27 protein-coding genes are annotated in these 23,606 nt (G+C 54.7%); all 27 read left to right on the forward strand.

Translation table 11 applies throughout. The features are described from left to right. The first annotated feature begins 219 nt into the window (after positions 1-219). The 27 genes from ACTQY5_RS00090 to ACTQY5_RS00220 all read left to right on the forward strand — a co-directional run bounded on the left by ACTQY5_RS00090 (position 220) and on the right by ACTQY5_RS00220 (position 23,315). Positions 220-483, forward strand: coding sequence for an HNH endonuclease (locus ACTQY5_RS00090; RefSeq protein WP_256334077.1), 264 nt, complete (start codon positions 220-222; stop codon positions 481-483). Positions 484-641: 158 nt separating this feature from the next. Beyond that, positions 642-1,169, forward strand: coding sequence for a P27 family phage terminase small subunit (locus ACTQY5_RS00095; protein ID WP_441368594.1), 528 nt, complete (start codon positions 642-644; stop codon positions 1,167-1,169). A 144-nt stretch (positions 1,170-1,313) separates the two neighbouring features. Then, positions 1,314-2,570 carry a site-specific DNA-methyltransferase gene (locus ACTQY5_RS00100; RefSeq protein WP_441368595.1) on the forward strand — a complete coding sequence of 419 codons (1,257 nt, stop codon included), beginning with the start codon at positions 1,314-1,316 and terminating at the stop codon, positions 2,568-2,570. Positions 2,571-2,658: 88 nt separating this feature from the next. Beyond that, positions 2,659-3,465: a virulence gene (locus tag ACTQY5_RS00105; RefSeq protein ID WP_118287224.1), complete on the forward strand. Its 807-nt coding sequence runs from the start codon at positions 2,659-2,661 to the stop codon at positions 3,463-3,465. Beyond that, the gene (locus ACTQY5_RS00110; protein ID WP_105325872.1) at positions 3,449-3,682 is read left to right on the forward strand and encodes a DUF4314 domain-containing protein; all 234 of its coding nucleotides are present in this window, start codon (positions 3,449-3,451) and stop codon (positions 3,680-3,682) included. Before ACTQY5_RS00105 ends, ACTQY5_RS00110 begins: the two co-directional genes overlap by 17 nt. A 100-nt stretch (positions 3,683-3,782) precedes the next feature. Further along, positions 3,783-4,679: an amidoligase family protein gene (locus tag ACTQY5_RS00115; protein ID WP_441368596.1), complete on the forward strand. Its 897-nt coding sequence runs from the start codon at positions 3,783-3,785 to the stop codon at positions 4,677-4,679. 137 nt (positions 4,680-4,816) lie between these two features. Further along, positions 4,817-5,260, forward strand: coding sequence for a DUF7698 family protein (locus ACTQY5_RS00120; RefSeq protein ID WP_441368597.1), 444 nt, complete (start codon positions 4,817-4,819; stop codon positions 5,258-5,260). A gap of 77 nt (positions 5,261-5,337) precedes the next feature. Next, positions 5,338-7,962: a terminase TerL endonuclease subunit gene (locus ACTQY5_RS00125; RefSeq protein WP_441368598.1), complete on the forward strand. Its 2,625-nt coding sequence runs from the start codon at positions 5,338-5,340 to the stop codon at positions 7,960-7,962. 16 nt (positions 7,963-7,978) lie between these two features. Further along, entirely contained in the window at positions 7,979-9,244 is a 1,266-nt protein-coding gene (locus ACTQY5_RS00130; protein WP_441368599.1) for a phage portal protein, read from the forward strand. After that, positions 9,234-9,947, forward strand: coding sequence for a head maturation protease, ClpP-related (locus ACTQY5_RS00135; RefSeq protein ID WP_441368600.1), 714 nt, complete (start codon positions 9,234-9,236; stop codon positions 9,945-9,947). Before ACTQY5_RS00130 ends, ACTQY5_RS00135 begins: the two co-directional genes overlap by 11 nt. 12 nt (positions 9,948-9,959) lie before the next feature. Then, positions 9,960-11,156: a phage major capsid protein gene (locus ACTQY5_RS00140; protein WP_014128921.1), complete on the forward strand. Its 1,197-nt coding sequence runs from the start codon at positions 9,960-9,962 to the stop codon at positions 11,154-11,156. Positions 11,157-11,177: 21 nt separating this feature from the next. Further along, the gene (locus ACTQY5_RS00145) at positions 11,178-11,462 is read left to right on the forward strand and encodes a head-tail connector protein (RefSeq protein ID WP_014128920.1); all 285 of its coding nucleotides are present in this window, start codon (positions 11,178-11,180) and stop codon (positions 11,460-11,462) included. Then, complete coding sequence (locus ACTQY5_RS00150) at positions 11,462-11,782, forward strand: phage head closure protein (protein ID WP_416182020.1); 321 nt, start codon at positions 11,462-11,464, stop codon at positions 11,780-11,782. Before ACTQY5_RS00145 ends, ACTQY5_RS00150 begins: the two co-directional genes overlap by 1 nt. Positions 11,783-11,784: 2 nt before the next feature. Further along, a complete protein-coding gene (locus tag ACTQY5_RS00155; RefSeq protein ID WP_154488040.1) occupies positions 11,785-12,228 on the forward strand; it encodes an HK97-gp10 family putative phage morphogenesis protein in 444 nt (147 codons plus the stop codon). Next, a complete protein-coding gene (locus ACTQY5_RS00160) occupies positions 12,225-12,629 on the forward strand; it encodes a DUF3168 domain-containing protein (RefSeq protein ID WP_154488041.1) in 405 nt (134 codons plus the stop codon). Before ACTQY5_RS00155 ends, ACTQY5_RS00160 begins: the two co-directional genes overlap by 4 nt. Position 12,630: 1 nt before the next feature. Beyond that, on the forward strand, positions 12,631-13,113 hold the full coding sequence (locus tag ACTQY5_RS00165) for a phage tail tube protein (RefSeq protein WP_278815711.1): 483 nt from the start codon (positions 12,631-12,633) through the stop codon (positions 13,111-13,113). 18 nt (positions 13,114-13,131) lie between these two features. Next, the gene (locus ACTQY5_RS00170) at positions 13,132-13,506 is read left to right on the forward strand and encodes a hypothetical protein (protein WP_014128915.1); all 375 of its coding nucleotides are present in this window, start codon (positions 13,132-13,134) and stop codon (positions 13,504-13,506) included. A 125-nt stretch (positions 13,507-13,631) separates the two neighbouring features. Then, positions 13,632-13,853: a hypothetical protein gene (locus tag ACTQY5_RS00175; RefSeq protein ID WP_441368601.1), complete on the forward strand. Its 222-nt coding sequence runs from the start codon at positions 13,632-13,634 to the stop codon at positions 13,851-13,853. Beyond that, the gene (locus ACTQY5_RS00180) at positions 13,837-16,938 is read left to right on the forward strand and encodes a tape measure protein (protein ID WP_441368602.1); all 3,102 of its coding nucleotides are present in this window, start codon (positions 13,837-13,839) and stop codon (positions 16,936-16,938) included. The genes ACTQY5_RS00175 and ACTQY5_RS00180 overlap by 17 nt, the downstream gene beginning before the upstream one ends. A 107-nt stretch (positions 16,939-17,045) precedes the next feature. Beyond that, the gene (locus tag ACTQY5_RS00185) at positions 17,046-17,324 is read left to right on the forward strand and encodes a hypothetical protein (protein ID WP_441368603.1); all 279 of its coding nucleotides are present in this window, start codon (positions 17,046-17,048) and stop codon (positions 17,322-17,324) included. 36 nt (positions 17,325-17,360) lie between these two features. Then, the gene (locus ACTQY5_RS00190) at positions 17,361-18,146 is read left to right on the forward strand and encodes a phage distal tail protein (protein ID WP_427774504.1); all 786 of its coding nucleotides are present in this window, start codon (positions 17,361-17,363) and stop codon (positions 18,144-18,146) included. Then, positions 18,143-19,387: an XkdQ/YqbQ family protein gene (locus tag ACTQY5_RS00195; RefSeq protein ID WP_441368604.1), complete on the forward strand. Its 1,245-nt coding sequence runs from the start codon at positions 18,143-18,145 to the stop codon at positions 19,385-19,387. The genes ACTQY5_RS00190 and ACTQY5_RS00195 overlap by 4 nt, the downstream gene beginning before the upstream one ends. After that, entirely contained in the window at positions 19,387-20,031 is a 645-nt protein-coding gene (locus ACTQY5_RS00200; RefSeq protein ID WP_441368605.1) for a hypothetical protein, read from the forward strand. Before ACTQY5_RS00195 ends, ACTQY5_RS00200 begins: the two co-directional genes overlap by 1 nt. Before the next feature lies 1 nt (position 20,032). Then, the gene (locus tag ACTQY5_RS00205; RefSeq protein WP_279002261.1) at positions 20,033-20,368 is read left to right on the forward strand and encodes a hypothetical protein; all 336 of its coding nucleotides are present in this window, start codon (positions 20,033-20,035) and stop codon (positions 20,366-20,368) included. Continuing rightward, positions 20,361-21,860 carry a hypothetical protein gene (locus tag ACTQY5_RS00210; RefSeq protein ID WP_441368606.1) on the forward strand — a complete coding sequence of 500 codons (1,500 nt, stop codon included), beginning with the start codon at positions 20,361-20,363 and terminating at the stop codon, positions 21,858-21,860. Before ACTQY5_RS00205 ends, ACTQY5_RS00210 begins: the two co-directional genes overlap by 8 nt. Then, positions 21,857-22,978: a radical SAM/SPASM domain-containing protein gene (locus ACTQY5_RS00215; protein ID WP_045172476.1), complete on the forward strand. Its 1,122-nt coding sequence runs from the start codon at positions 21,857-21,859 to the stop codon at positions 22,976-22,978. The genes ACTQY5_RS00210 and ACTQY5_RS00215 overlap by 4 nt, the downstream gene beginning before the upstream one ends. Beyond that, the gene (locus ACTQY5_RS00220; protein WP_441368607.1) at positions 22,953-23,315 is read left to right on the forward strand and encodes a hypothetical protein; all 363 of its coding nucleotides are present in this window, start codon (positions 22,953-22,955) and stop codon (positions 23,313-23,315) included. Before ACTQY5_RS00215 ends, ACTQY5_RS00220 begins: the two co-directional genes overlap by 26 nt. The last annotated feature ends 291 nt before the right edge of the window (positions 23,316-23,606 follow it).

Genomic DNA, 23,606 nt, shown 5'->3' on the forward strand with positions numbered 1-23,606 from the left:
TTATTGTAAGTTAAACCCTGTGAAAATACAATCGTGGGGTAGCCTTGCAGAGAAAATCTGCAGGGATTTTTTGTTGCCCGAAAGGAGATGGCAGCTGTGCCGAGAAAACCGAAACGCCCCTGTTCTTACCCGGGCTGTCCGAACCTGACGGATGGGCGGTACTGCGAGAAGCACCAGAAGATTATCGACAAACGATACGAAAAGTATGAACGCAGTCCTGTGAGTAAAAAACGGTACGGCCGGACTTGGAAGAAGATCCGGGATGCTTACGTTGCCAGCCATCCTCTGTGTGAACTGTGCCTGAAGAATGGCCGGTATGTGGTGGCGGAAGAAGTTCACCATAAGAAACCGCTGGCGGAAGGCGGCACCCATGCCTGGAACAACCTGATTGCCCTGTGCAAAGCCTGTCACGCAAGGATTCATGCCCAAAGAGGAGATCGATGGCACCAAAAAGTCACAAGAAAAAGTGGACTATCAGAATGATAAATCTGAAACAAAGTGATATACCCAGGGGGTGTATGAATCTCTGGAAGCCCGGAAAGCCAGAACGGGCGAGGGGTCACGCGCGAAAAAAACGCGTTTTCAAAAAGGGTATTGACCCGGTGAAAAAGGGGGTGTGAAAAATAGCAAAAGACGGAACCATGCGAGGGGGATTGCGGGTGGGCCAGGGGCGGAAACCCAGGGCCCTGCTGGACAAACTGCCGGACAATCCGGGGAAGCGGCCGCTTAAGGTGATGGACCTGCCGGAAGGGGTGGGCCTTACCGGAGAAGATATGCCGGAACCCAAGGCCTACATGAAGGAAAAGCAGCGGAACGGCGGGAAGCTGGAGGCGGAAGAAATCTACCGGGAAACCTGGCTGTGGCTCAAAGCCCGGCACTGCGAGAAACTGGTAAGCCCTCAGCTCATCAGCCAGTACGCCATGGCGGTGTCCCGGTGGATCCAGTGCGAACATGCCATTTCGGAATATGGCTTTCTGGCCAAGCACCCCACCACCAATGCGGCCATTGCTTCTCCATACGTGACCATGGGCCAGAACTACATGAAGCAGGTGAACCAGATCTGGTATCAGATCTACCAGGTGGTGAAGGAAAACTGCTCCGTGGAGTTTGCCGGCAACACGCCCCAGGATGACGTGATGGAACGGCTGCTGCGGTCGCGGAAGGTATAGCATGACAGCAAGAGAATTCATTTCCCGGCTGAGGGGATATCCCCTCACCAAACAACAGATCAAAACATTACGAGGACAAGCCCTTTGTGGGGACCTGAACGGTGCCCGCAGGGGGCTTGCTGCGATTATAAGGAGAAACATGGCATGGAGAAAACAACCAAAGAGATGAGGCTCCTCCCCGTCGATGAGCTGATTCCCTATGTAAATAACGCCCGGACCCATTCCCCGGAACAGATTAACAAGATCCGGGCCAGCCTGCGGGAATTCGGGTTCATCAATCCGGTGATCATCGATAAGGACAAGAACATCATTGCCGGCCACGGTCGGGTGATGGCAGCCCGGGAAGAAGGGATCAAAGAAGTGCCCTGCGTCCTGGTGGACTATCTTACCGAAGCCCAGAAGAAAGCCTATATCCTGGCCGACAACCGGATGGCCCTGGATGCCGGATGGGACGAAGAAATGCTGCGGGTGGAAATTGAATCCCTCCAGGGAGTGGACTTTGATGTGAGCCTCACCGGCTTTAGCGATGACGAAATCGCCCATATCTTCGATGAAGAAACAGAAGCCAAAGAAGACGACTTCAACGTGGAAGAAGAACTGCAGAAGCCGGTGTTTTCCAAAGCCGGGGACCTCTGGCAGCTGGGCAAGCACCGGGTCCTGTGCGGGGATTCTACCAAGCCGGAAACTTATGCTCAGTTGATGGATGGAGTAAAGCCAAACCTGGTCCTGACGGATCCTCCGTACCTGGTCAACCTCCGGAGTACTTCCGGGAAGATCAGGAACGATGATCTGAACGACCAGGAAGGGTACGAGTTCCTGAAAAAGGCCTTCACCTGCTTCCATGATGCCATGGCGGCGGACGCCTCCATCTATGTGTTCTACGCCACCATGAAGGCCCGGGTCTTTTACGACGCTTTCGAAGATGCCGGTTTCAAAGTGGGAGCTGGCCTGATCTGGAAAAAGCCCAAGGCCCCCTTTATGCGCACCGACTGGAAGTTTAACATGGAACCCATTATCTTCGGGTGGCGGAAAGACGGAAAACACAACTGGTACGGGGACCAGAAACAGAAAGCAGTCTTTGAGTTTGACGGGATCAAGAACAGCAAAGAGGACGGTTTCGGGCACCCCTCCAGTAAGCCGGTGCCCATGCTGGCCTATCTGATCAAGCTGAGCAGCCAGATCAACGGGGTGGTGCTGGACGGATTCCTTGGATCTGCTTCCACCCTCATGGCCTGCGACCAGCTGGGCCGGATCTGCTATGGGGTGGAACTGGAACCTAAGTTCGTGGATGTGGCGGTGAAACGGTACCTGGCTTCCTACGAAGGGGAGCAGGACAGCGTGACCGTCCTGCGAAATGGGAAAACATACACCTACCAGGAAGTTGTGGGCGGAGAAAAATAAAGAACAAAAAGGGCTACATTTTGCTTGCTATTATTCGCCTTTAGAGTGATTAATAACAGTACCAAAATACCCTAAGGAGGTACCAATCATGAAGGTCGAATACAACAGACAAGGTGCAGCGAGAAAAGAACTGGTCCAGGCCATCAGCGCCATTACGGGAGAAAAGGCAAAGTACCTTTTTCTTCCCACCAAGGCTTACCGGATCGGCAGCATTATGGTGTGGAAAAACGGTGCCATGGAATGTGAAGACGGAGAACTGTTCCAGAAGGTGGTAAAAGAACTGGAAGCCAGAGGATTCAAGCCAGAAGAAACGGCTGCAGAACAGGCAGCAACTGAAGAAACTCCGGAACAAGAACCCGTAAAGGAAACGGCAGAACCGGATGCAAACCCGGAACCAGAACTTTCCCAGGAAACGGCTGAACTGGAAGAAGGGACGGAACCTGAAACAGCCCAGGAACCGGAAGAAACACCTGAGAAAGTCGACACCCTCACCATTTCCTTTCCGGACGATTTCACGGAAGAAGACTTCGAGAAACTTCAGAACCTGGTGGCCTCTAAAGCCGGCCTTTTCAAAAAGGCCCTGGGGACGGATGACCTGACCATCATCCGCAGCGAAGGGAAAATCAACTTCCCCTGGTTCCACGAAGCGGACGGCGCCAAGGTCCAAGCCTACTCCAGACTGGTGAAGGCCCTGTGCCAGTTTGCCAAGAACGCCAAACGGGTCACGGCCAAAGAACATGAAGTCCCCAACGAGAAATACGCCTTCCGGTGTTTCCTCCTGCGCCTAGGCTTTATCGGGAAGGAATACAAGGACTGCCGAAAGATCCTGCTGGAAAAGCTCAGTGGGTCAGCGGCCTTCCGGAACGGAGGGAAAAAAGATGCGGTTTCCCAATAAAGAGCTGCTGGAATTTCTACAACAGGAATACCCTCCCGGAACCCGGGTACGCCTTACCCGGATGGACGATCCCCAGGCACCGCCTTTGGGTACGAAAGGCACGGTGACCGGCGTAGATGATATAGGGTCCCTCCTGGTGGTTTGGGACAACGGATCCCACCTTAATGTGATCCATGGGGTGGATGAGGTGCAAAAACTGAATAAAGACACGAAATAATTAATAATTATTCTCAAAATTCCTTGCTATTCTGTGCGTTTAGAGTGATATATACACATGCCAAAGAACACACAAACCTAGCGAAAGGATGACGAGAAGGATGAAAACACTGCACTTCGGGATTGAAATGGAAATGACGGGGATTACGAGAGAAAAGGCTGCCAACCTGATGGCCGGTTTCTTCGGAACAGGACGGGGCACCTATGAAGGCGGAGCCTACGATACTTACACCGCCCTGGATAACCAAGGACGGACCTGGAAAGCCATGAGCGACTCCAGCATCCGACCTCAGAGAAAGGTGGGCGGCCAGATCGAGGGTGCCACCCGGGACTACCGGACGGAAGTGGTAAGCCCCATCCTTTCCTACGACGACATCCCGAAGCTGCAGGAACTGGTACGGACCCTGAGAAAAGCCGGGGCCCTTGTGAACACTTCCTGCGGGATTCACATCCATGTGGGAGCCGAGAAGTTCACCCCGAAAACCCTGCGGAACCTGGTAAACCTGGTGGCCAGCAAGGAAGATATGATCTACCATGCCCTCCAGATCGACGCCCTCCGGGAAGCCAGATACTGCCAGAAGACAGATGAAACCTTCCTCTGGGAACTGAACAAGAAGCAGCCCCGAACCATGGCAGAATTTGCCGATATCTGGTACCTCCAGGCACCCTTTGGCAGAGAATACCATTACAACAGCAGCCGGTACCACGGCCTCAACCTCCACGCCACCTTTACCAAAGGGACGGTAGAGTTCCGGCTTTTCAACGGCACCCTCCACGCCGGGGAGATCAAGGCATACATCCAGTTCTGCCTGGCGGTGGCCCATCAGGCCCTCACGCAGAAGAAAGCCTCCTCCAGAAAGACGGAAACGGACAACGAAAAATACGCCTTCCGGTGCTGGATGCTGCGGCTGGGGCTCATCGGAGACGAATTCAAGACCTGCCGGCTGCACATGCTGAAACACCTGGCCGGGAATTCCGCCTGGAGAAATGCCGCCTGAAGGCGGTAGCCACAGGCAGGGAATGGGGCCGCAAGGCCCTGTTTCTCTCTTGTATACTTGCTTGCTATTATCTGCGTTTAGAGTGATATATACACATGCCGAAAGGTAAAGTACACAATCACAAGGAGGAAAACAAAATGACAAAAATGGAAATGCTGGAAAGATTCTACCAACGGCACGAGGAGCTGGAAAGAAAGTTTGATGCAGCAGAAAAAGCCGGAGATACTAAGGCCATGGACGCCTGCCAGGATTCCCACCAGAATCTTCTCCAGGAAGTTCGGGTGGAAGGGGAAGCCTTCGGAGACATGATGCGGCTTTACAGCGAGATGAAACAGCAGGGCAACAGCCGGCTGGATCTTTCCGGAACCTACCGGAAGCCGGAAGAAATCATCAGGATTTTCAGGGACTTTGGTGTGAAGGAATTCACCTTCTCTTCCACCTGGTCCAGCGCCATCCAGGTTTCCTGGGCATTCACCCAGCTGGGATGCACTCTCGAAGGAATGATCGAGATTTACGGATCTGGCAGGAAATTCATGAGCAACGAATACGAAAAAGTCCCCGCCTTCCTCTTCAGCCTTTGAGGAGCGGGGAAATCCCAAAAGAAGGAGCCTGCGGGCTCCTTTTCTACTGCATATTTCAAAAGAAGGGAGGCAGCCCAATGCGGAAACTCAAAAAATACAAGCCCACCAAATTCAAAGCCAAAACGTCCACCTACAACAAGGAACTGGCAGATTATGCCGTAGCCTTCATCGAAAGTCTGTGCCACACCAAGGGAACCTGGGCCGGCCATCCTTTCGAACTGATTGACTGGCAGGAACAGATCATCCGGGACTTGTTCGGGACGGTAAAGCCCAATGGCTATCGGCAGTTCAATACAGCCTATATCGAGATTCCCAAGAAACAAGGGAAGCAGCTGGCCCTTGATACGCCGATCCCGACTCCTGATGGCTGGAAGACCATGGGAGAACTTACGGTGGGAGACCGGGTATTTGATGAAACGGGAACCCCTTGCCATATCGTGGCCAAAAGCGCGGTGGATGACACGGAACAGGCCTATCGCCTGACCTTCCGGGACGGTTCCTCCATTGTGGCCGGCGAGCGCCATTTGTGGGATGTGGAATACATTCACGGGAAACGGAAGAAAAAGGAATGGACCACAGGAGAGATCTATAAAAAGGTCAGGGCGTACAAAGAACGTTTTGCAGAAACCCCCGAAGCACGGCGATCCCTTATCCGGATCCCCGTTGCCAGACCCCTGCAAACGCTTCCCGCGCAGCTCCCCATTGATCCGTACCTTTATGGATACTGGCTGGGGAATGGATGTGCCAACAAACCCTGCATCACCATCCGGACAGAGGATGTGGAAGAAGTCCTGTCCCATATTCCTTATGAAACACATAACCGTTACCCACAGAAGTGCGGCGGGAGCGATGTAGTGTATTTTGATGAATTGCGGGACATCCTCGTACCGACCTTCCGGGATAAAAGGATCCGTCCGGAATATCTTCGGGCATCTGAGGCACAGCGCTGGCGGCTTCTCCAGGGCCTTGTGGATTCTGACGGGAGCATCGGGGACAGAAAAGCACAGAGCACCTATACCAGCACGATCAGGCAGCTTGCCCTGGATGTGCGGGAACTGCTCTGGAGTCTTGGCATCAAGAACGCCATGACGGAAGGGCCTTCCCTGCGGTATGGCAAACCCACCGGGGAAACGCTCTATGTCATCCGGTTCACTTCATTTTCTGACCAACCGACATCACAACTGAAAAGAAAAAGCAGCCGGAAGAGGGAACGTGTGAAAAAGACACGCTCCCTTTTCCATTATCTGGAGAACATCGAGCCGATGAAGGAAAAAGTCCCCATGCAGTGTATCCAGGTGGACAGCCGGAGCCATTGCTACCTTGCAGGACGGTCTTTTATACCGACCCATAACAGTGAGCTGGCTGCTGCGGTGGCCCTCCTGCTCTGCTGCGGTGACGGGGAAGAAGGGGCGGAAGTTTATGGCTGTGCGGCAGACCGGCAGCAGGCTTCCATCGTCTTTGAAGTGGCGGCGGACATGGTCCGGATGTGCCCAGCTCTCAGTAAGCGGGTCAAGATCCTGGCATCCCAGAAACGGATGGTGTTCCGGCCCACCAACAGCTTCTACCAGGTCCTTTCGGCAGAAGCCTATTCCAAGCATGGATTCAACATCCACGGAGTGGTCTTTGATGAACTCCATACCCAGCCCAACCGAGAGCTTTTTGATGTAATGACCAAAGGCTCCGGGGATGCCCGGATGCAGCCACTGTATTTCCTCATTACCACAGCCGGGACGGATACCCACAGCATCTGCTATGAAGTCCATCAGAAGGCCATGGACATCCTGGAAGGGCGGAAGCATGACCCCACGTTTTACCCTGTCATCTACGGGGCTGCGGAACAGGATGACTGGACCGACCCAAAGGTGTGGAAAAAGGCCAACCCCTCCCTGGGGATCACGGTGGGAATCGACAAAGTGAAGGCGGCCTGTGAATCGGCCAAAGAGACACCCAGCGAAGAGAATGTGTTCCGTCAGCTCCGGCTGAACCAATGGGTGAAGCAGTCTGTTCGGTGGATGCCTATGGATAAGTGGGATGCTTGTGCGTTCCCGGTTCAGGAGGAAGACCTGGAAGGCAGGATCTGCTACGGCGGACTGGACCTTTCTAGTACCACGGACATCACCGCTTTTGTGCTGGTGTTTCCTCCTTTGGATGACCGGGACAAGTATTGCATCCTGCCCTACTTCTGGCTGCCGGAAGAAACCCTGCCCCTTAGGGTAAAGCGGGACCATGTGATGTACGACACCTGGGCACAGCAAGGGTTCATCCAGACCACAGAAGGAAATGTCATCCACTACGGATATATTGAAAAGTTCATCGAGAAACTGGGGGAACGATTCAATATCCAGGAAATTGCTTTTGACCGATGGGGCGCCGTACAGATGGTCCAGAACCTGGAGGGGATGGGCTTTACGGTGGTCCCCTTCGGACAGGGATTCAAGGACATGAGCCCTCCCACCAAGGAGCTTATGAAGCTCACGCTGGAGCAGCGAATTGCTCATGGAGGGCATCCAGTCCTTCGATGGATGATGGATAACATCTACATCCGGAGAGACCCTGCTGGCAACATCAAGGCAGATAAAGAAAAATCCACAGAAAAAATCGACGGGGCCATAGCTACCATCATGGGCCTGGACCGGGCTATCCGGTGCGGAAATCATGTCCAGGAAAGCGTCTATGACTCCCGAGGTATGCTTTTTGTATAGAAAGGAACTTCCCCCTATGAATTTATTTTCCAAACTTTTCAAATCTAGGGACAAGCCCAAAAACAGCCTTCTGGGCGGCGGGCACTGGTTCTTCTTTGGCGGCTCTTCTTCCGGGAAGGCCGTCAATGAACGGTCCGCCATGCAGATGACGGCAGTCTATGCCTGCGTCCGGGTCCTTTCGGAATCCATTGCCGGGCTTCCCCTCCATCTGTTCCGGTACAACCGGGAGGGAAATGGGAAGATTAGGGACTTCCAGCATCCCCTTGCTGGACTTCTCCACGATGCCCCCAATCCGGAGATGACCAGCTTTGTGTTCCGGGAGACCCTTATGACCCACCTTCTGCTGTGGGGGAATGCCTTTGCCCAGATCATCCGAAATGGCCGGGGCCAGGTGGTAGCTCTGTATCCCCTTATGCCGGATCGGATGGAAGTGTGCCGGGATGGGGATGGGGAAATATACTACTTATACACCAAAGCCACGGACGAGAACCCAAAAATCCGGGAATACGGCACGGTCCGGCTCCAAAAGGACAACGTGATGCATATTCCCGGCCTGGGGTTTGACGGCCTTGTAGGGTATTCTCCCATCGCCATGGCCAAGAACGCCATCGGCATGGCCATTGCCTGCGAGGAGTTCGGCGCGAAATTTTTCGCCAATGGAGCTTCTCCCAGCGGTGTCCTGGAACATCCGGGGACCATCAAGGATCCTCAGCGGGTCCGGGAAGCCTGGCAGTCCCAATTTGGAGGCAGCAGCAATGCGGGGAAGGTGGCCGTATTGGAAGAGGGCATGAAGTATTCGCCCATTGGCATCTCTCCAGACCAGGCCCAGTTCCTGGAAACCCGGAAGTTCCAGATTGACGAGATTGCCCGAATCTTCCGGGTCCCCCCTCACATGATCGGAGATCTGGAGAAATCCACCTTTTCCAACATTGAGCAGCAGTCCCTGGAATTTGTGAAGTATACCCTTGGGCCCTGGGTGTCCCGGTGGGAGCAGGCCATGAGCCAGGCACTCTTGACACCGGAAGAACGGACCCGGTATGAAATCCATTTCAATGTGGATGGACTTCTTCGAGGCGACTACGAAAGCCGGATGAATGGCTATGCCGTAGGCCGCCAGAACGGGTGGCTATCCGCCAACGATATCCGGGAACTGGAGAACATGAACCGGATCCCGGAAGAAGAAGGCGGGGACCTGTACCTCATCAACGGAAATATGACGAAACTAAAGGATGCCGGCCTGTTTGCAGGCTCTGGCAATAAGGAGGAATCCCATGAAACGTAAATTTTGGAATTGGGTGAAAAACGAAGGGGAAGACACCCGTACCCTGTATCTTACCGGAGAAATCTCCGATGAAACCTGGTTCGGAGACGAAGTAACACCAAAGATCTTCAAAGACGAGCTGATGGCCGGCAGTGGGGATATTACCCTCTGGATCAATTCCCCTGGGGGAGATGTGTTTGCGGCAGCCCAGATCTATAACATGCTCATGGACTATCCCGGTCGGGTAACTGTGAAGATTGATGGGCTGGCGGCTTCTGCAGCCAGCGTCATTGCCATGGCCGGAAGCCAGGTGGAAATGTCCCCTATGGCCATGATGATGATCCACAATCCCATCACGGTGGCCATCGGGGACAGTAAGGAGATGCAGAAAGCCATTGATATGCTCTCTGAAGTAAAAGAAAGTATTGTAAACGCCTATGAAATTAAGACGGGCCTGTCCCGGAACAAGATTTCCAGGCTGATGGATGCCGAGTCCTGGTTCAACGCCAAGAAGGCGGTGGAACTGGGGTTCGCGGATGCCATCCTTTATACCGAAGAAAAAACGGAAAATGACATCAACGTGGATGCCATGCTATTTAGCCGGGCGGCGGTGACCAATTCCCTGCTGACGAAGATGGCCGTCCAATCCAAACCGAAAGAACCCATCCCCAACAAGGTCCCCGCGGACAAACTCATGAAGCGGCTGGGCCTTCTTGTGCATTAAGGAGGAATTTCCATGAATCAGATCCTGAAACTGAGAGAAGAAAGAGCCAACACCTGGGAAATGGCTAAAGCCTTCCTGGAATCCCATAGGGACAAAGACGGCATGGTCTCTGCGGAAGACAGCGCTGTTTACGACCGGATGGAAGAAAAAGTGGTGGCCCTGGGAAAAGAAATCGAACGGCTGGAACGCCAGCGGAACATCGATGATGAAATGAATAAGACTATTGATACGGCACTCAAGGTCAATCCCGGTGCCGGAAACCTGAAACCGGACACCAAAGTGGGACGGGCCAGCGATGCCTACACCAAAGCCTTCTGGCAGGCCTTCCGGGGGAAGGGCAACATCCAGGAAATCAAAGACACCCTGACCATCGGTTCTGATCCCGAAGGCGGGTACCTGGTCCCGGATGAATACGAACACACTCTGGTGGCAGCCCTCCAGGAAGAGAACTTCTTCCGCAGCCTGGCCCATACCATCCGCACGTCTTCCGGGGACCACACGATCCCTGTTGTAGCCAGCCATGGGGAAGCGGCCTGGATGGAAGAAGGCAGTGTCTATCCGGAAAGCGATGACACCTTCAGCCAGGTGAACTTGGGAGCCCATAAGCTGGGGACTGCCATCCGGGTCTCCGAAGAACTGATGAATGACAGCGTCTTTGACCTGGAAAGCTACATCACTCAGGAATTTGCCAGACGGATCGGCACTAAGGAAGAAGAAGCCTTCCTGGTGGGCGATGGCCAGCATAAACCTATGGGTGTGTTCCAGGGAGCGGAAGTGGGAGTGACGGCCGGGAAGACCGCCATCACCTTCGATGACATGATGGATCTGTACCACAGCCTGAGAACCCCCTACCGCAGAAATGCTTCCTGGATCCTGAACGATTCCACGGTAAAAGCCATCCGGAAACTGAAGGACAACAACGGCAACTACATCTGGCAGCCTTCTGTCCAGGTGGGCCAGCCGGACCGGATCCTTAGCCTGCCGTATCGCACGTCTTCTTTCGTGCCGGAACTGGCGGCCGGCAACAAGGTCATTGCCCTGGGGGACTACTCCTACTACTGGATTGCCGACCGTCAGGGCCGGAAGTTCAAGCGGCTTAGTGAACTCTATGCAGCCAACGGGCAGATCGGATTCCTGGCCAGCGAACGGGTGGATGGCCGCCTGATCCTGCCGGAAACCGTAAAAGTCCTGCAGGTCCAGGCCGGTTGATGACCGCTTTAGAGGGAGGCGATGAGCATGGCAGTGACGGGACTCATAACGCTTGAGGAAGCCAAAGCCTATCTCCGGATAGACGGAAACGAGGAGGATGACCTGATTGCCCGTCTCATCGCTTCTTCCGAGCGGCTCTGTCTGGACACCCTGCGGAAAGAAGAACCGGAAGAAACGGCGGCCTTCAAAATGGCCGTCCTTTTTTCGGTAGCCTATCTCTATGAGCACAGGGAGGATGCGGATTATCACAATCTGCTTCTCACCCTGCGCTCTCTTTTGTTTGGGGAAAGGAAGGAAGCCTTCTAGTGAAAATCGGGAAGATGGATAAACGGATTACCCTTCTTAGGCCTATTCCTTCCGAAGACGGGTACGGGGGCTTTCATACGGACTATGAAGAAGAAGGAAAAATCTGGGCCCAGGTGATCCAGACAAACTATGCCGAACAGGAAGCCCAGGGGACTCCCATGAATCGGGAGCAATTGCGTCTCAAAATCCGGCCCCGAAAGGACATCAGGAGAGGCTGGCGGTTCAAGCTTTCGGGGGAAATCTATGAAATCGAGACCGTGGACAATACTTACCGGGACAGTACCACGCTGATCGTCCATCGGTATGAACAGGGGGTGTAGCCATGGCCGTATTTACGGTAAAAGTTCCAGAAGGGGAACTGAGTAAGGCCATCCGGCAGATTTCTGCCTGGGATGGGAAGACAAGACTTCGGGTGGAAGCAGTCCTGAAAAACGGGACGAACGCGGTAGCCCGGGAAGCCCGGCAGCGGGTACCGGTGCGGTCGGGAAAACTGAAGAAATCCATCAAGACCCGGTTTTCCACGGTGAAGCTGGAAGGCCAGGTGTACAGCAATGTGCCCTATGCCCATTTGGTGGAATTCGGCAGTAGGGCCCATACGGTAAGGCCCAAGAAGAAAAAGGCCCTCCGGTTCTTTAAGGGAGGCCCTGTGTTTACGAAACGGTCCCGGATTCCGGCCCAATCTGGGAAGCCTTTCTTCAAGCCGGCCTATGACTATGTGGAACCCCAGCTGATCCGGGATGTGAAGAAAGCGATCCAGGAACCATGAAAAGATTACCCAATAACGCCGTACACAAGGCCCTGGTGGCCTTTTTGAGAAACCATACAGGACTGGCCGTCTACGACTATGTCCCTCAGGAAGCGGTATTGCCGTTTATTACCCTGGGGACCATGACGGTCCAGGATAAGTCCACCAAGATAGAAGATATGACCCACCTTTCGGCCCATATCCACATTTACAGCAGCTACAAAGGACGGTACGAAATCAACACCCTGGCGGAGAAGCTGATCAACCTGTTTGGGACGGAACAACTGGATCTAACGGGAGAGGAGTTTTACGTAAACGCCCAGGGGGTAGATTTCTACGAAACCTACCCGGAGGATGAGACCGGCTACAGCGGGGTGATCACCCTGGAAGTCCTCATCCAGAACATCCATAAGGAGGAATAATATGGCAACTACAACGTTTCCTAGCCGGAGCGAAGCCTCCAACACGGCCACTGCCGGCAAGGATTACCTTATTTATCTGAACGCGGGAGAATCCGATACTAACCCCACCTGGCTGCTCTTAGGGGGCCAGCGGAGCGGTGACCTGACCCGGCAGGCAGACGAAATCGACGCCAGCAGTAAAACGTCCAGTGGGTGGAAATCCACCATTCCCGGCCTGCGGAATTGGTCCCTGGACCTGGAATCCGTGTATCTGGCCGGGGACAAGGGAGCCAGATTCCTGGAAGCCTCTTTCCTTGCAGGAAAGCAGGTCCACATTAAATTCGAGTATCCGGACAAAAGCTATGTGACCGGCTGGGGCTCCGTGACGGAATGCAGCCTGTCCACCCCTCATGATGACGTGGCCACCCTCTCCGGGACCATTTCCGGGGACGGACCCCTCAGTGAACTGAAGAGTGCGGCCGGAACAGTAATTGAGAACGGCTGATAGGAGGTATTACATTCCATGAAGAAAATCGACTTTGAAGTCTTTGGTCCCGGCCAGTATCTGTATTTCGATATCGGTCGGCTGATCCAGGTGGAAAACATCACCGGCAAAAGCGCCGGGGACATTATCCGGAACCAGGAACTGAACCTGGGAATCCTGACGGCCCTTCTTTCTATCGGCCTCCGGCAGCACGGCATCAAGAATCCCCAGTGGTATGCCACCAAGATGCAGGAACTCATTGACCAGGGGCATGAGATGGAAGAATTCGTCCAGCCTGTGGTGAAGGCTATTGCTGGTTCCGGAATTCTGGGGAAAGAAGTGTACTATGCTATCTTTCCGGAAGAAGACCCTGGTAAAGAACAGGGCAAGGGAAAAGCGAAGCCAAAAAACTGACGGCGGGACAGGAAGAAGTCCCGTCTTTTAACGACTGGCTGCGGTGGGCGGAAGAAGTAGCCTATGGCCTCCTGCATCTTCTGCCTGCCCAGTTTTATGCGTTAACTCCCCTGGAACTGGACCGGATGGCCGAGTGCCGGGCCAAGGATGAACAACGGAAGAAATGGGCGACTGCCTATTGGGTGGCCTGTCTCATGAGCGTCCACACCCGGAAACCGGTACGGACAGAGAAGCTGATGAAACCCTTCCTGCCCAAAAAGACAAGCAGTGAAATCGTAGCAGAACGGGATGCCTTCTTCGAGGAATTCAGACGGAAAGGAGGTGACGGAAATGGCAACCATCGCTGACCTTCTGGTAAAGATCGGGGCGGATACTTCTGACCTCCGGAAAGAACTCAATGCAACCAAACGTCAGATCAAGACCGCCTTCGGGAGCGAGGCTCTGGACGTTTCGAAGAAATCCCTGGCCGTCTTAGGCGGCATCGGGGCCGGCCTGGCTGCCCTGGGAGTGGCATCTGTGAAAGCAGGGGCCAGTCTCCAGAGTACCAAGACTGCCTTCACCAATATGCTGGGGAGCGCGGAAAAAGCACAGGACTTCCTGGGGAAGATGCAGGACTTTGCAGCAAAGACGCCTTTTGAATTCAGTCAGGTGTCTCAGGCGGCTCAGAAGTTCATCGCTTTCGGGTTTTCTGCCGAGCAGGTCATTCCCACATTAACAGCGGTAGGGGATGCAGCAGCTGGCGTTGGGCTTGGGGCGGAAGGCATCAACCGGATCACCCTGGCTTTGGGCCAGATGGCCGCCAAGTCCAAGGTCCAGGCCGGTGAAATGATGCAGCTTACCGAAACCGGGATCCCTGCCTGGAAGATGCTGGCAGACCAGATCGGTGTGTCTGTGCCGGAAGCCATGAGCATGGTGTCCAAGGGAGCCATTGACGCGGCAACGGGCATCACGGCCTTAGTCGGCGGCATGGAGCAGTCCTTTGGGGGCATGATGGATCAGCAGAGCCAGACCATCAGTGGCACCTGGTCCACCCTGATGGATGGGCTGGAACAGTCTGCGGCCCAGGTAGGGCTCCAGCTTGCGGAAGCCCTGAATCTGACGGGGATTTTCCAGTCCCTGGGGGATATGCTGACGAACTTTGCGGCCACGGTCCAGTCTTCCGGTCTTACTGAAGCCCTTATGACGGCCATCCCTCCTGAGTTCCAGGCGGGAATCTTACTGATTGTGAGTACCCTAACTAGCCTTGCCATTCCGGCCATTGGACTTTTTGTGGCCAAGGTGGCCCTGATAGCGGCTCCTTTTGTGGCAGCAGTAGCGGCTGCAGCTCCTTTTATCGCGGCTGCGGCAGCGGTGGCTACGGCCCTCTATGCCATCTGGAAAAGCGGGATGACCGTGGAAGATGTGCTGGGGACTATGGGCATCAAGATGGAAACGGTCACAAGGGCTGTGGATGCCGTCCGGACCATGATGAGTGCGGCGGCCCAGGCAATCATCGCCAATCTCCAAGCTCTGGAACCTGTGTTCACCCTGGTGGCGGCGGTGATGGGGGCTGCCTTCTATGCGGCTCTGCAGGTGATCGGCGGTGTGGTCAATGGGGTGCTGAATTTCATCAGCGTCCTTAGTGAATGCGTCACTTGGATTTTAAATGCCTTCACCTATCTGGTGGAAGGCATCGGGGCCTGCATCGATGAAGTGGGAAGCATCCTGTCGGATATGGCAGGCAGCATCCTTCCCTCCTGGGCGTCCAGCGGCCTTTCCACCATTGCCAATTTCGTCAGCGAAGCCATCAGCTGGCTTTCCAGCCTGATCCAGAAGATCCTGGAAACCAACAATGCCCTGGGGTCCATTGGCGGCGAAAGCAGTGGAGGAGGCGGCGGTGGCGGCAGTGCTCCTGCCAAACGGGAATTCAAGCTGCCGGACTTCAGCAACCTCCGGGGCGGGGGTACGGACATTCCGGCTCCTGCTGGGGGAGGAGGCAGTGGTGGTTCCGGTGGTGGCGGTGGCGGAGGGGGCGGAAGCTCCGGTGGTGTCAATCAGCTGGCCAATGCCGCTGCCCAGACCAGCAAGAGCATCGAAGAAGAATGGTTCCGGACCTTCCAGACCAAAAGCGCCCTGGTGGACCGGTGGTATAAGGAAGAAACGGACGAACTGGAAAAATCCAGATCCGCCAATGAGAACTACGAACGGGATAAGACCCGTCTGGCGGAACTCTATGCCCAGAAACGTCTGGATGCCCTTTCTGAAGAACAGGCCAAAGCCCGGGAACTGATGAACAAGGCACGGGACCTGTCCTTTGATGCGGTGACGGCGAAACTCACCTTGTATGGTTCCAAGCAGGAGCAGGAAGTCATGAAGATGCAGTCCGACATGGAAAAGGCGGTGGCGTCCATTGACGACAAGTACGCCAAACTGTCCCAGGACTTCATTAGTCTCACCAGTGCAGAGAAGGCTGTGTTTTTAAATGCCCTGAAGGAAAAGGGCATCGCCTATGAACAGACCAGTGCCAACGAGATCGCCTTTGACAAACAGGCCAACCTGGAAAAAGCTGCAGCCTATAAAAGCTACCTGGACGAGAAGAATGCCTACTTTGCCCAGGGGAAAGACATCCAGGCGGCTCTGGATGAAGCCTATAACCAGAACTCCCTGGCTCTGCTGCAGGAGACTCTCACAGCAGAAATGGCCCTTCGGCAAAGCAACATCGATGCGGAAAAGTCTCTCATGGATACCTACCAGGAAGCCTATATGAATGCCCATATGGGAACCCTGGAACTCATCGCGGACATGGCGTCCACCACCTTAAGCGGTCTGGAGACAGCCTTTACGGATATCCTGACTGGGGCCAAGAACGCCAAGGATGCCTTCCTGGATCTGGGAAAGGCCATGCTGAAAACCATCGCAAGCTATTTCTCCCAGATGCTGTCCGGGATGCTGGTGACGGCTCTCTTCGGGGATAAGCTCAATGCGGCCAGTGCCGCCAAGACGGTGGCTCAGGGAACGGCAGCGGCCGGGGCTCTGGCTCCTGCGGCCTGGCTGAAACTGGTCATCGACCCGTCTGCAGGTCCCATCGCTACGGGCCTTCTGACGGGAGGTACGTCCGCGGCAGTGGGCATCGGCATGGCAGCAGCTGCGTCCAATACGGCTGCCGGTGCGGCCCAGGGAGCGGGGAAGACTCCTCATTATGCCAAAGGCGGCTATTTTACAAGACCTCTTATTGGTGTCCTGGGGGATGCCGGTGACGAAGTGGCCTTACCCCTGAACAGGGCGGTGTTCGACAGCATTGCCGAAGGAATCACAAATTCCAGCGAATCTACGGACAACCGGGAAATGAACACCACGTTCAACAACTACGGAGACATCAACAACGCCGCAGATCTGGATGATCTGATGGATGGCTTCACCGATGCTGTCCTGGCAGGACTGAGAGGAGCGTAAAGCCAACCGTTGGAACAATTTTACTTATACCTGAATTTAATAGCTTTCTACAAGGGCGCCGGAAAACCGGCTGCCCTATCTTTATGCACAAAAAGGAGAGATGCACGATGAAGAACATGAAAATGATGGCAATGACTCTGGCCCTGGTAGCTGGCATTGCGGGAACGGCTTTTGCTACTGACATCCGCGAAATTGTGGGGGATCCTGGAACTGGAATCACGGATCGGAACCCCACCTGCTACCAGAAACGGATGGTCAATGGACACCTGATTGAATCCTATGTGGAAAATGATGTGGCCATCACCAAACAGGATCGTGACGTGGTAATCCGGTATGAAATTAATCATGGGGACTTCGTTCCCTTTGATCAGGATTCCAACAACTGATAAAAAACGGTAGTGGGAACCAGGAGGTGAAAGAGCATGTTTCCGGAAAGAAAAGAAAACGAACAGAATTTTACCATCACCAAAGACGGGGTGGAATACAAGCTGCCGGTCCATTGGAGCCTTACGGACAGCGGCAGCTATACTTTTCGGAGCAAGCTCCAGTCCCGGGCCTTTGCCCATGGAAGTGATGCAGTGGGGGATGGAAAGATTGACGGACGGACTCTCCAGGTGGAGTTTTCCATGGAAGGTGCTACGGAAGAAGACCATGACGAAGTGCTGAACGAAGCCTATACCTTCTTTGGCCAGACTGACTATTCCTTGATGGCAGGTCGGCCAGACCGGGTTTACCATGTGGCCTGCCTGTCGAAAATCAAGCACAAGTTTGAGAACGGGTTCAAGCAGAGAAGGAGCAACATCACTGTTTCCCTTCTCCTGGCAGATCCGTTCCGGTATGAAGCTCAGGAATCCAAGGTGGTATTCACCTTTCCCCAGGCTACAGTGCAGGCGGAAATGGTGCTCCATAATCTGGGGAGCGTGGATACCCCTCTTACCTTTCGCTTTATTCCCATAGACCGGATGACCAATCTGACTGTCTGGCACCAGGAGGCCAAAGAGAAGTTCAACCTGACGGATGCCCTGCTGGTAGCCCCCAAGACCTCCATTGTGAACGGAAGAGAAGGAACAGTCTGGCGAGATAAGGACAACAGTATCAATGCCTTTACCGGGACTTTCCTCCACGCCAAGCCCGGAGCGAATTTGTTCCTTTACACAGGGGGAGCCGGGATAGTGGAAATCACGTATACCAACAGGTGGTTTGTATGACGAATTTCATCTTTGGACGGGGGCTGTTCGGCCGGTGGATTTTTGCTGGTCCTACTGGTGCCGGTGAAGGAAACAGCGACCGGGGCAAGGTCCATGAGTACTATCCCGGCCAGTTCGTGGTCTATGCCTACAAAAAGGACGGGACCCGGACGGCTATTTTTGGCGGGGGCAGCGAGGCCAATGCCCTGAATGAAGTGACCTTTGAAATCACCAGCACCGGCTGTGGCCAGTGCCAGATGACCTTTTACCGGCAGCCGGATAACGCCCAGCTGGACTATATGCAGCGTATCGACATCCACCTGTACGGAGACCGGAAACCCTGGTACAGCGGGTACATTATCAGCCGGCCTATTGAAGGGACTACGGATACCAAGTTCGTGTACAAAGGCTATGGTTTCTACAACCGGCTGGAGAATGTGATGCTCTGGAAGACCTATGAGAATACGGACGTGGGAGATATCGTCCGGGACATTGCCCGCCAGGTGGAACGGCAGACCTTGCAGGTGGTCTACAACGACAGCAAGATCCAGAGCGTGGGATACCGTCCCACCAAACTGGTCTTTGACGGGGTGACGGTGAAAGAGGCCCTGAATACCCTGGCGGACTTTGCCGTGGATTACGTGTACGGAGTGGATGAATACCGGTGTCTGTACTTTCGCCGCAGAGAGACAGCAGTGAACGAACAGGCCCGTCTTACGGTAGGAAAACACATTACTTCCTACACCCCTTCCTGGGATGTGTCCAAACTGGTGAACTGGGCTCGGATCAAGGGGGGCAGCGTGGACGACCAGGGCGAGCAGTGGCTGTGCGTTGTGGAAGATAAGAAAAGCCAGAACAGCTACGGGGTCCACCAGGCCGTCTGGAACCTGCCGGAAGCCTACGATGCCGCCGATGCCAAACGGTGGGGCGAAAACCAGATCAGCCAGTACAAGGCTCCTGTGAAATCCGCCAAGATCAGCGGGGTGCGGCTGGAGTACCCTTACCCGGACGGGACCTTCAACGTCCGACATATGTCTACTGACGGGCTGGCAGAGATAAGGCGTCTTGATGGGAATGCGGATACCTATCCCATCAAGAAGATTAAATACACCCTCTCCGGGGAAAAGGGCATCAAGACCGAAATGGAGCTGGGCGAGCCTCTTTTTTCCGTGGACCGGTACCTGTCGGAAATCGAACGGCGGTCCAAGAATATCGAACAGTCCCAGTCTTCGGCCCTGAAACAATGGAAAGGAGGAAGCTGATGGCCATCCATGATTATCGATTCAATCCCTTTGAAAACACCTTTGACATCAAGAAAATCTTCGACGAAACCCACGTGATCCCCAGCAACAGCCCCTATACCATCCGGCTGGCGGAAGTGCCCCAGAAGACTTCTCCCACCACCCTGCAGGTGAAGTCCCAGAACGGAACCCTCCTGACGGAAGTGGCGGAAGAACCGGCCCAGGGGCAATACTGGCCGGACTACCTCACCACAGAGCATGGTATCGAGGGCTGGAATACCGGGACGTTGAAATTTTCTGCAGCTGATGCGGGGAAGACCGTCCTTGTGACCTATAACGGGATGGGGACCCTGACGGACGACCGGCTTATCGACCAGGTAGAGATTTCCGTAACGTCCAGCACTCAGGCAGACAAGGACGCCCGGGTGATGGGTTTGAATTCCTGGGATGTGGAAACAGGACCTACATCGGTACCGAGACCGCTGTCCATCAAGTCTGCTTACCATATCCGGAAACACCGGGGGATCCCGGCAGGAACCTACACGCTCCGGCGCATCCTGCAGGAACTGGTGAACCGGTCTCATACGGAAGAATACTGGAAAGAGAATTCCCAGTGCAACTGCAATTGTAACTGTGACTGCAGCGATGATTCGGGAGGAGGCTAAGATGCTGGTCATTGACGAAAACAAAAACATCCAGGTATCCCAATACGATACCTTTTCCATCCGGTTCCGGTTTAGCAACTATAAGCTGACCAACGCGGACAAAGTGGTCTTTGCCATCAAGAAGACCACGAACTCTTCCGAAGTAGTGTATACGGATACCTTTTACAATCCCAACAACAACTTCGTGGATGTGGTGGTGCCCAAGGGAGCTCTGGATTCCCTGGAGCCTGGAGCATACATCTACGACCTGGCGATCATGAACAGCGAGACGGAACGGATCCTCACCTGTTTCTTTACCAAATCTTTCATCATCAAGGGGGTGGCTCACAATGTCTGATGCTGGCAATGTGGAAGTGACGCTGACCGTCCAAAATAACACGGAAGTGGAACTGGGAGACGTGGCGGATACCTATGCCGCCGACCAGGCCCGGGAATACAAAAACAAAGCCGGGGAATATGCAGAGAATGCCCTCAACAGCCAGAACATGGCGGAAGCCTGGGCGGAAAGCGACAGCCCTCCCGCCGGGGAAGGAACCCGATCTTCTAAAGTCTGGGCAGATACAGCCCGGCAGTGGGCGGAGAGTGATACCAATCCGGACGGGATTGCAAATGCCCGGTCCAGCAAGACATGGGCAGCGACCGCACGGGCCTGGGCAGAAAGTACTGGAAACCCGGATGGGATTGCCGGAGCCAAGTCCGCCAAGACCTGGGCAGAAGCATCTTCCAAAAGTGCTGCCGAAGCATCTGCCAGTGCCAAGGCCGCGGACACCAGTGCCAAAGACTCTGCCAGCAGTGCAACGGCAGCCAAAGCCTCCCAGGAAGAGGCCGCCACCCAGGCCACCATGGCCAGGCAAAGTGCCGAGAGTGCCGCCGAGAAACTGGCTCAGATGCAGATCGATCTGAAGGTGAAGGCGAACGTGGACAGCCCGGTCCTCACAGGGACTCCGGCAGCTCCGACTCCTGCAGCAAACGCCCAAAGTACCCAAATCGCCAACGTGGCCTATGTGAAGCAGAAAATTGCAGAGTTGGTGAATGGCTCCGATGCCTCCCTGGATACCCTGAAGGAACTGGCGGATGCCCTGGGGAACGATCCGAACTTTGCCACCACCATCATGACGGCCATAGGGAAAAAGCTGGATGCTGCCGCAACGGCCCAGGCGGCCCTGGCAGATGGGAAAGGGAACAACATCGCAGAGACCTACGCCACCAAGGCAGAACTGACCGGGGAAACCGGGACCCTTGCGACGGTGGCCAAAACCGGCAGCTATACGGATCTGCTGAACAGACCGGTGATCCCGGATAAGACCAGCCAGCTGACCAATGACAGCCGGTTTGTAGCCACGGATGCCAACGGGAATGTGGTGCTGACGGGCACCCTCACCGCCACCAAAGTCTACAACGCGGTCTATAACGACTATGCCGAATTCTTTCCCCGGGGCGGAGACACCCAGCGGGGAGACATTATCGCTTTGGACGAAACAACCAATAAGGAACAATACGTCAAGGCCACTGCCGGCAGCCTGTGTGTGGTGGGAGTCCATACGGAAGATTTCGCTTCCATCATCGGCGGCCGGACCCTTTCTCCGGGGGACGACATCCTGAAAGTGAACCTCCCTACGTATATCCCCGTAGCCCTGGCCGGCCGTGTGCCTGTCCGGATGTATGGGAAAGCCAAGAAAGGCGGATGGGTGATCCCTTCCGAAATGCCGGGAGTGGGCCGGATGGCCCTTTCGGGCGAAAGTCTTACCCAGGCGGTGGGACAGATCGTGAAGGACGATACCGCAGAAAACGTACGGCTGGTGAAGATCATCGTAAGGAGTGGAAGATGAAATATTTAAAACGGAACATTAACACGGTATTCCTCATGCTGGGGAATTCCTGCAATATGAACTGTGCTTACTGTCTGCAGCATCCTCTGGTGCATAAGCCTCTGACCCGGGAGGTCAACCCAGAAATCTACGACTTCCTGGAAAAGATTTCTCAAGAAAACTCCCGGCCCCTCCACCTGCAGTTCTACGGCGGGGAGCCTCTGTTGTACTTTGGCACCATCCAGGAAGTGGTGGCTGCTGTTAAGAAACGCAAATTGAACATGACCTTTGGGATCATTACCAATGGCCGGGCCCTCACGGATGAAATGGTCCGTTTTTTTAATGCCCGGAATTTTACGGTCTGTGTGTCCTGGGACGGACCTCACGTGAGGGAAACCCGGGGATACGATGTGTTTTCCGTGCCGGAAACCCGGGAACGGATCCTGGCCCTGGGACATCTCTGTCTTTCTGCCGTCCTTTCCGCCAAAGCCTATCCCCGGGAAGTGCTTCAGGCATTCCAGAAGATTTCGGAGGAGTACAGTGTCATCCATGGGTACCAGATTGCCGTGAACCTGGACGAGATCATGGATACGGGCCTTCCGAAGAAGAATCTGCTGGACATAGACTACAGCCGGGTGAAGCGGGAGATGACGGCCATGGCCCTCCAGTTCCTGGACGGCTTTGGGAAACGGGTCCCCCCGGATCGGTACACGGAAGAAGCCTACATCCGTCAGCTTTTTGGATCCCTGAAGGATTTCTACCTGACGGGAAAAGGCAAGTGGGACCGGTACACGGCGGCCTGCGGGAACGGCCTCACGGTACTGAACCTGGATCTCCAGGGCAATCTGTATCCCTGCCACAACACCTCCCGGAAAGCCGGCACCATCCATGACGGGTACTTCAGTTACTTGCAGCGGATCCTTGCTGGGGACCACACCCATGAGTATCGAAAAGAGTGCCTGTCCTGTACAGCTCTCGCCTTCTGTCAGGGCGGCTGCAAGCTGGTGGGGGACAAAGCCCGGAAGGGATCCTACTGCCGGCTCAAGCGGGCCGTTTTCACTCCGGTCCTGATAGCCATCCAGCAGTACGGGCAGAAGCTATTGGAGAAGAACCATGGCAAAGAACGGAACCATCAATAAAACCACCTTCACGGATACGACAGCCCTCACAGATACCAGTGAGCTGAAGGTGAAGGTCATCCATGTGACGGAACTCCAGACGGCCCTGGAACAGCTCAATGCCTACGGGGCCAATGTGGACAACTGCGGAAACTGCACCTTCTGCCAGTCGTGCCAGAAATGCCAGACCTGCCAGGGATGTCAGAGCCAGAAATGTCAGTCCAGTTCCTGCCAAACCTGCCAGAGCATCAGCCAGTGCAGCTCGAGGAACTGTACCTGCCAGACGAGAGGGCAGTGCGATTGCAACTGCAACTGTAGCAACTGTAACTGCTCGGACGATTCGGGAGGAGGGCCATAAGATGGCAAGTCAGAACGAGATTGTATGGAAGAAGGACCTGACGGACATCCAGTCGGGACTGGAGACCCTTGCCACAAAGACGAAGATTTCCATCGACCTTTCCTCGATGAACTATGACAAGGTGAAGAAAATCAACGTGGCAGCCCTGGAAACAGCGGTGAACAAACTAGAGGAGGCCTTTTCGGGAAACTGTTGCCAGGCCAACTGCTGCCAGACTTGTCAGGGGTGCCAGTCTTGCCAGACATGCCAGGGATGCCAAAAATGCCAGACTTGTCAAGGGTGCCAAACCTG

Origin of the sequence: Acidaminococcus sp. HCP3S3_H5 (assembly GCF_052122235.1) — a bacterium.
Classification (GTDB): domain Bacteria; phylum Bacillota; class Negativicutes; order Acidaminococcales; family Acidaminococcaceae; genus Acidaminococcus.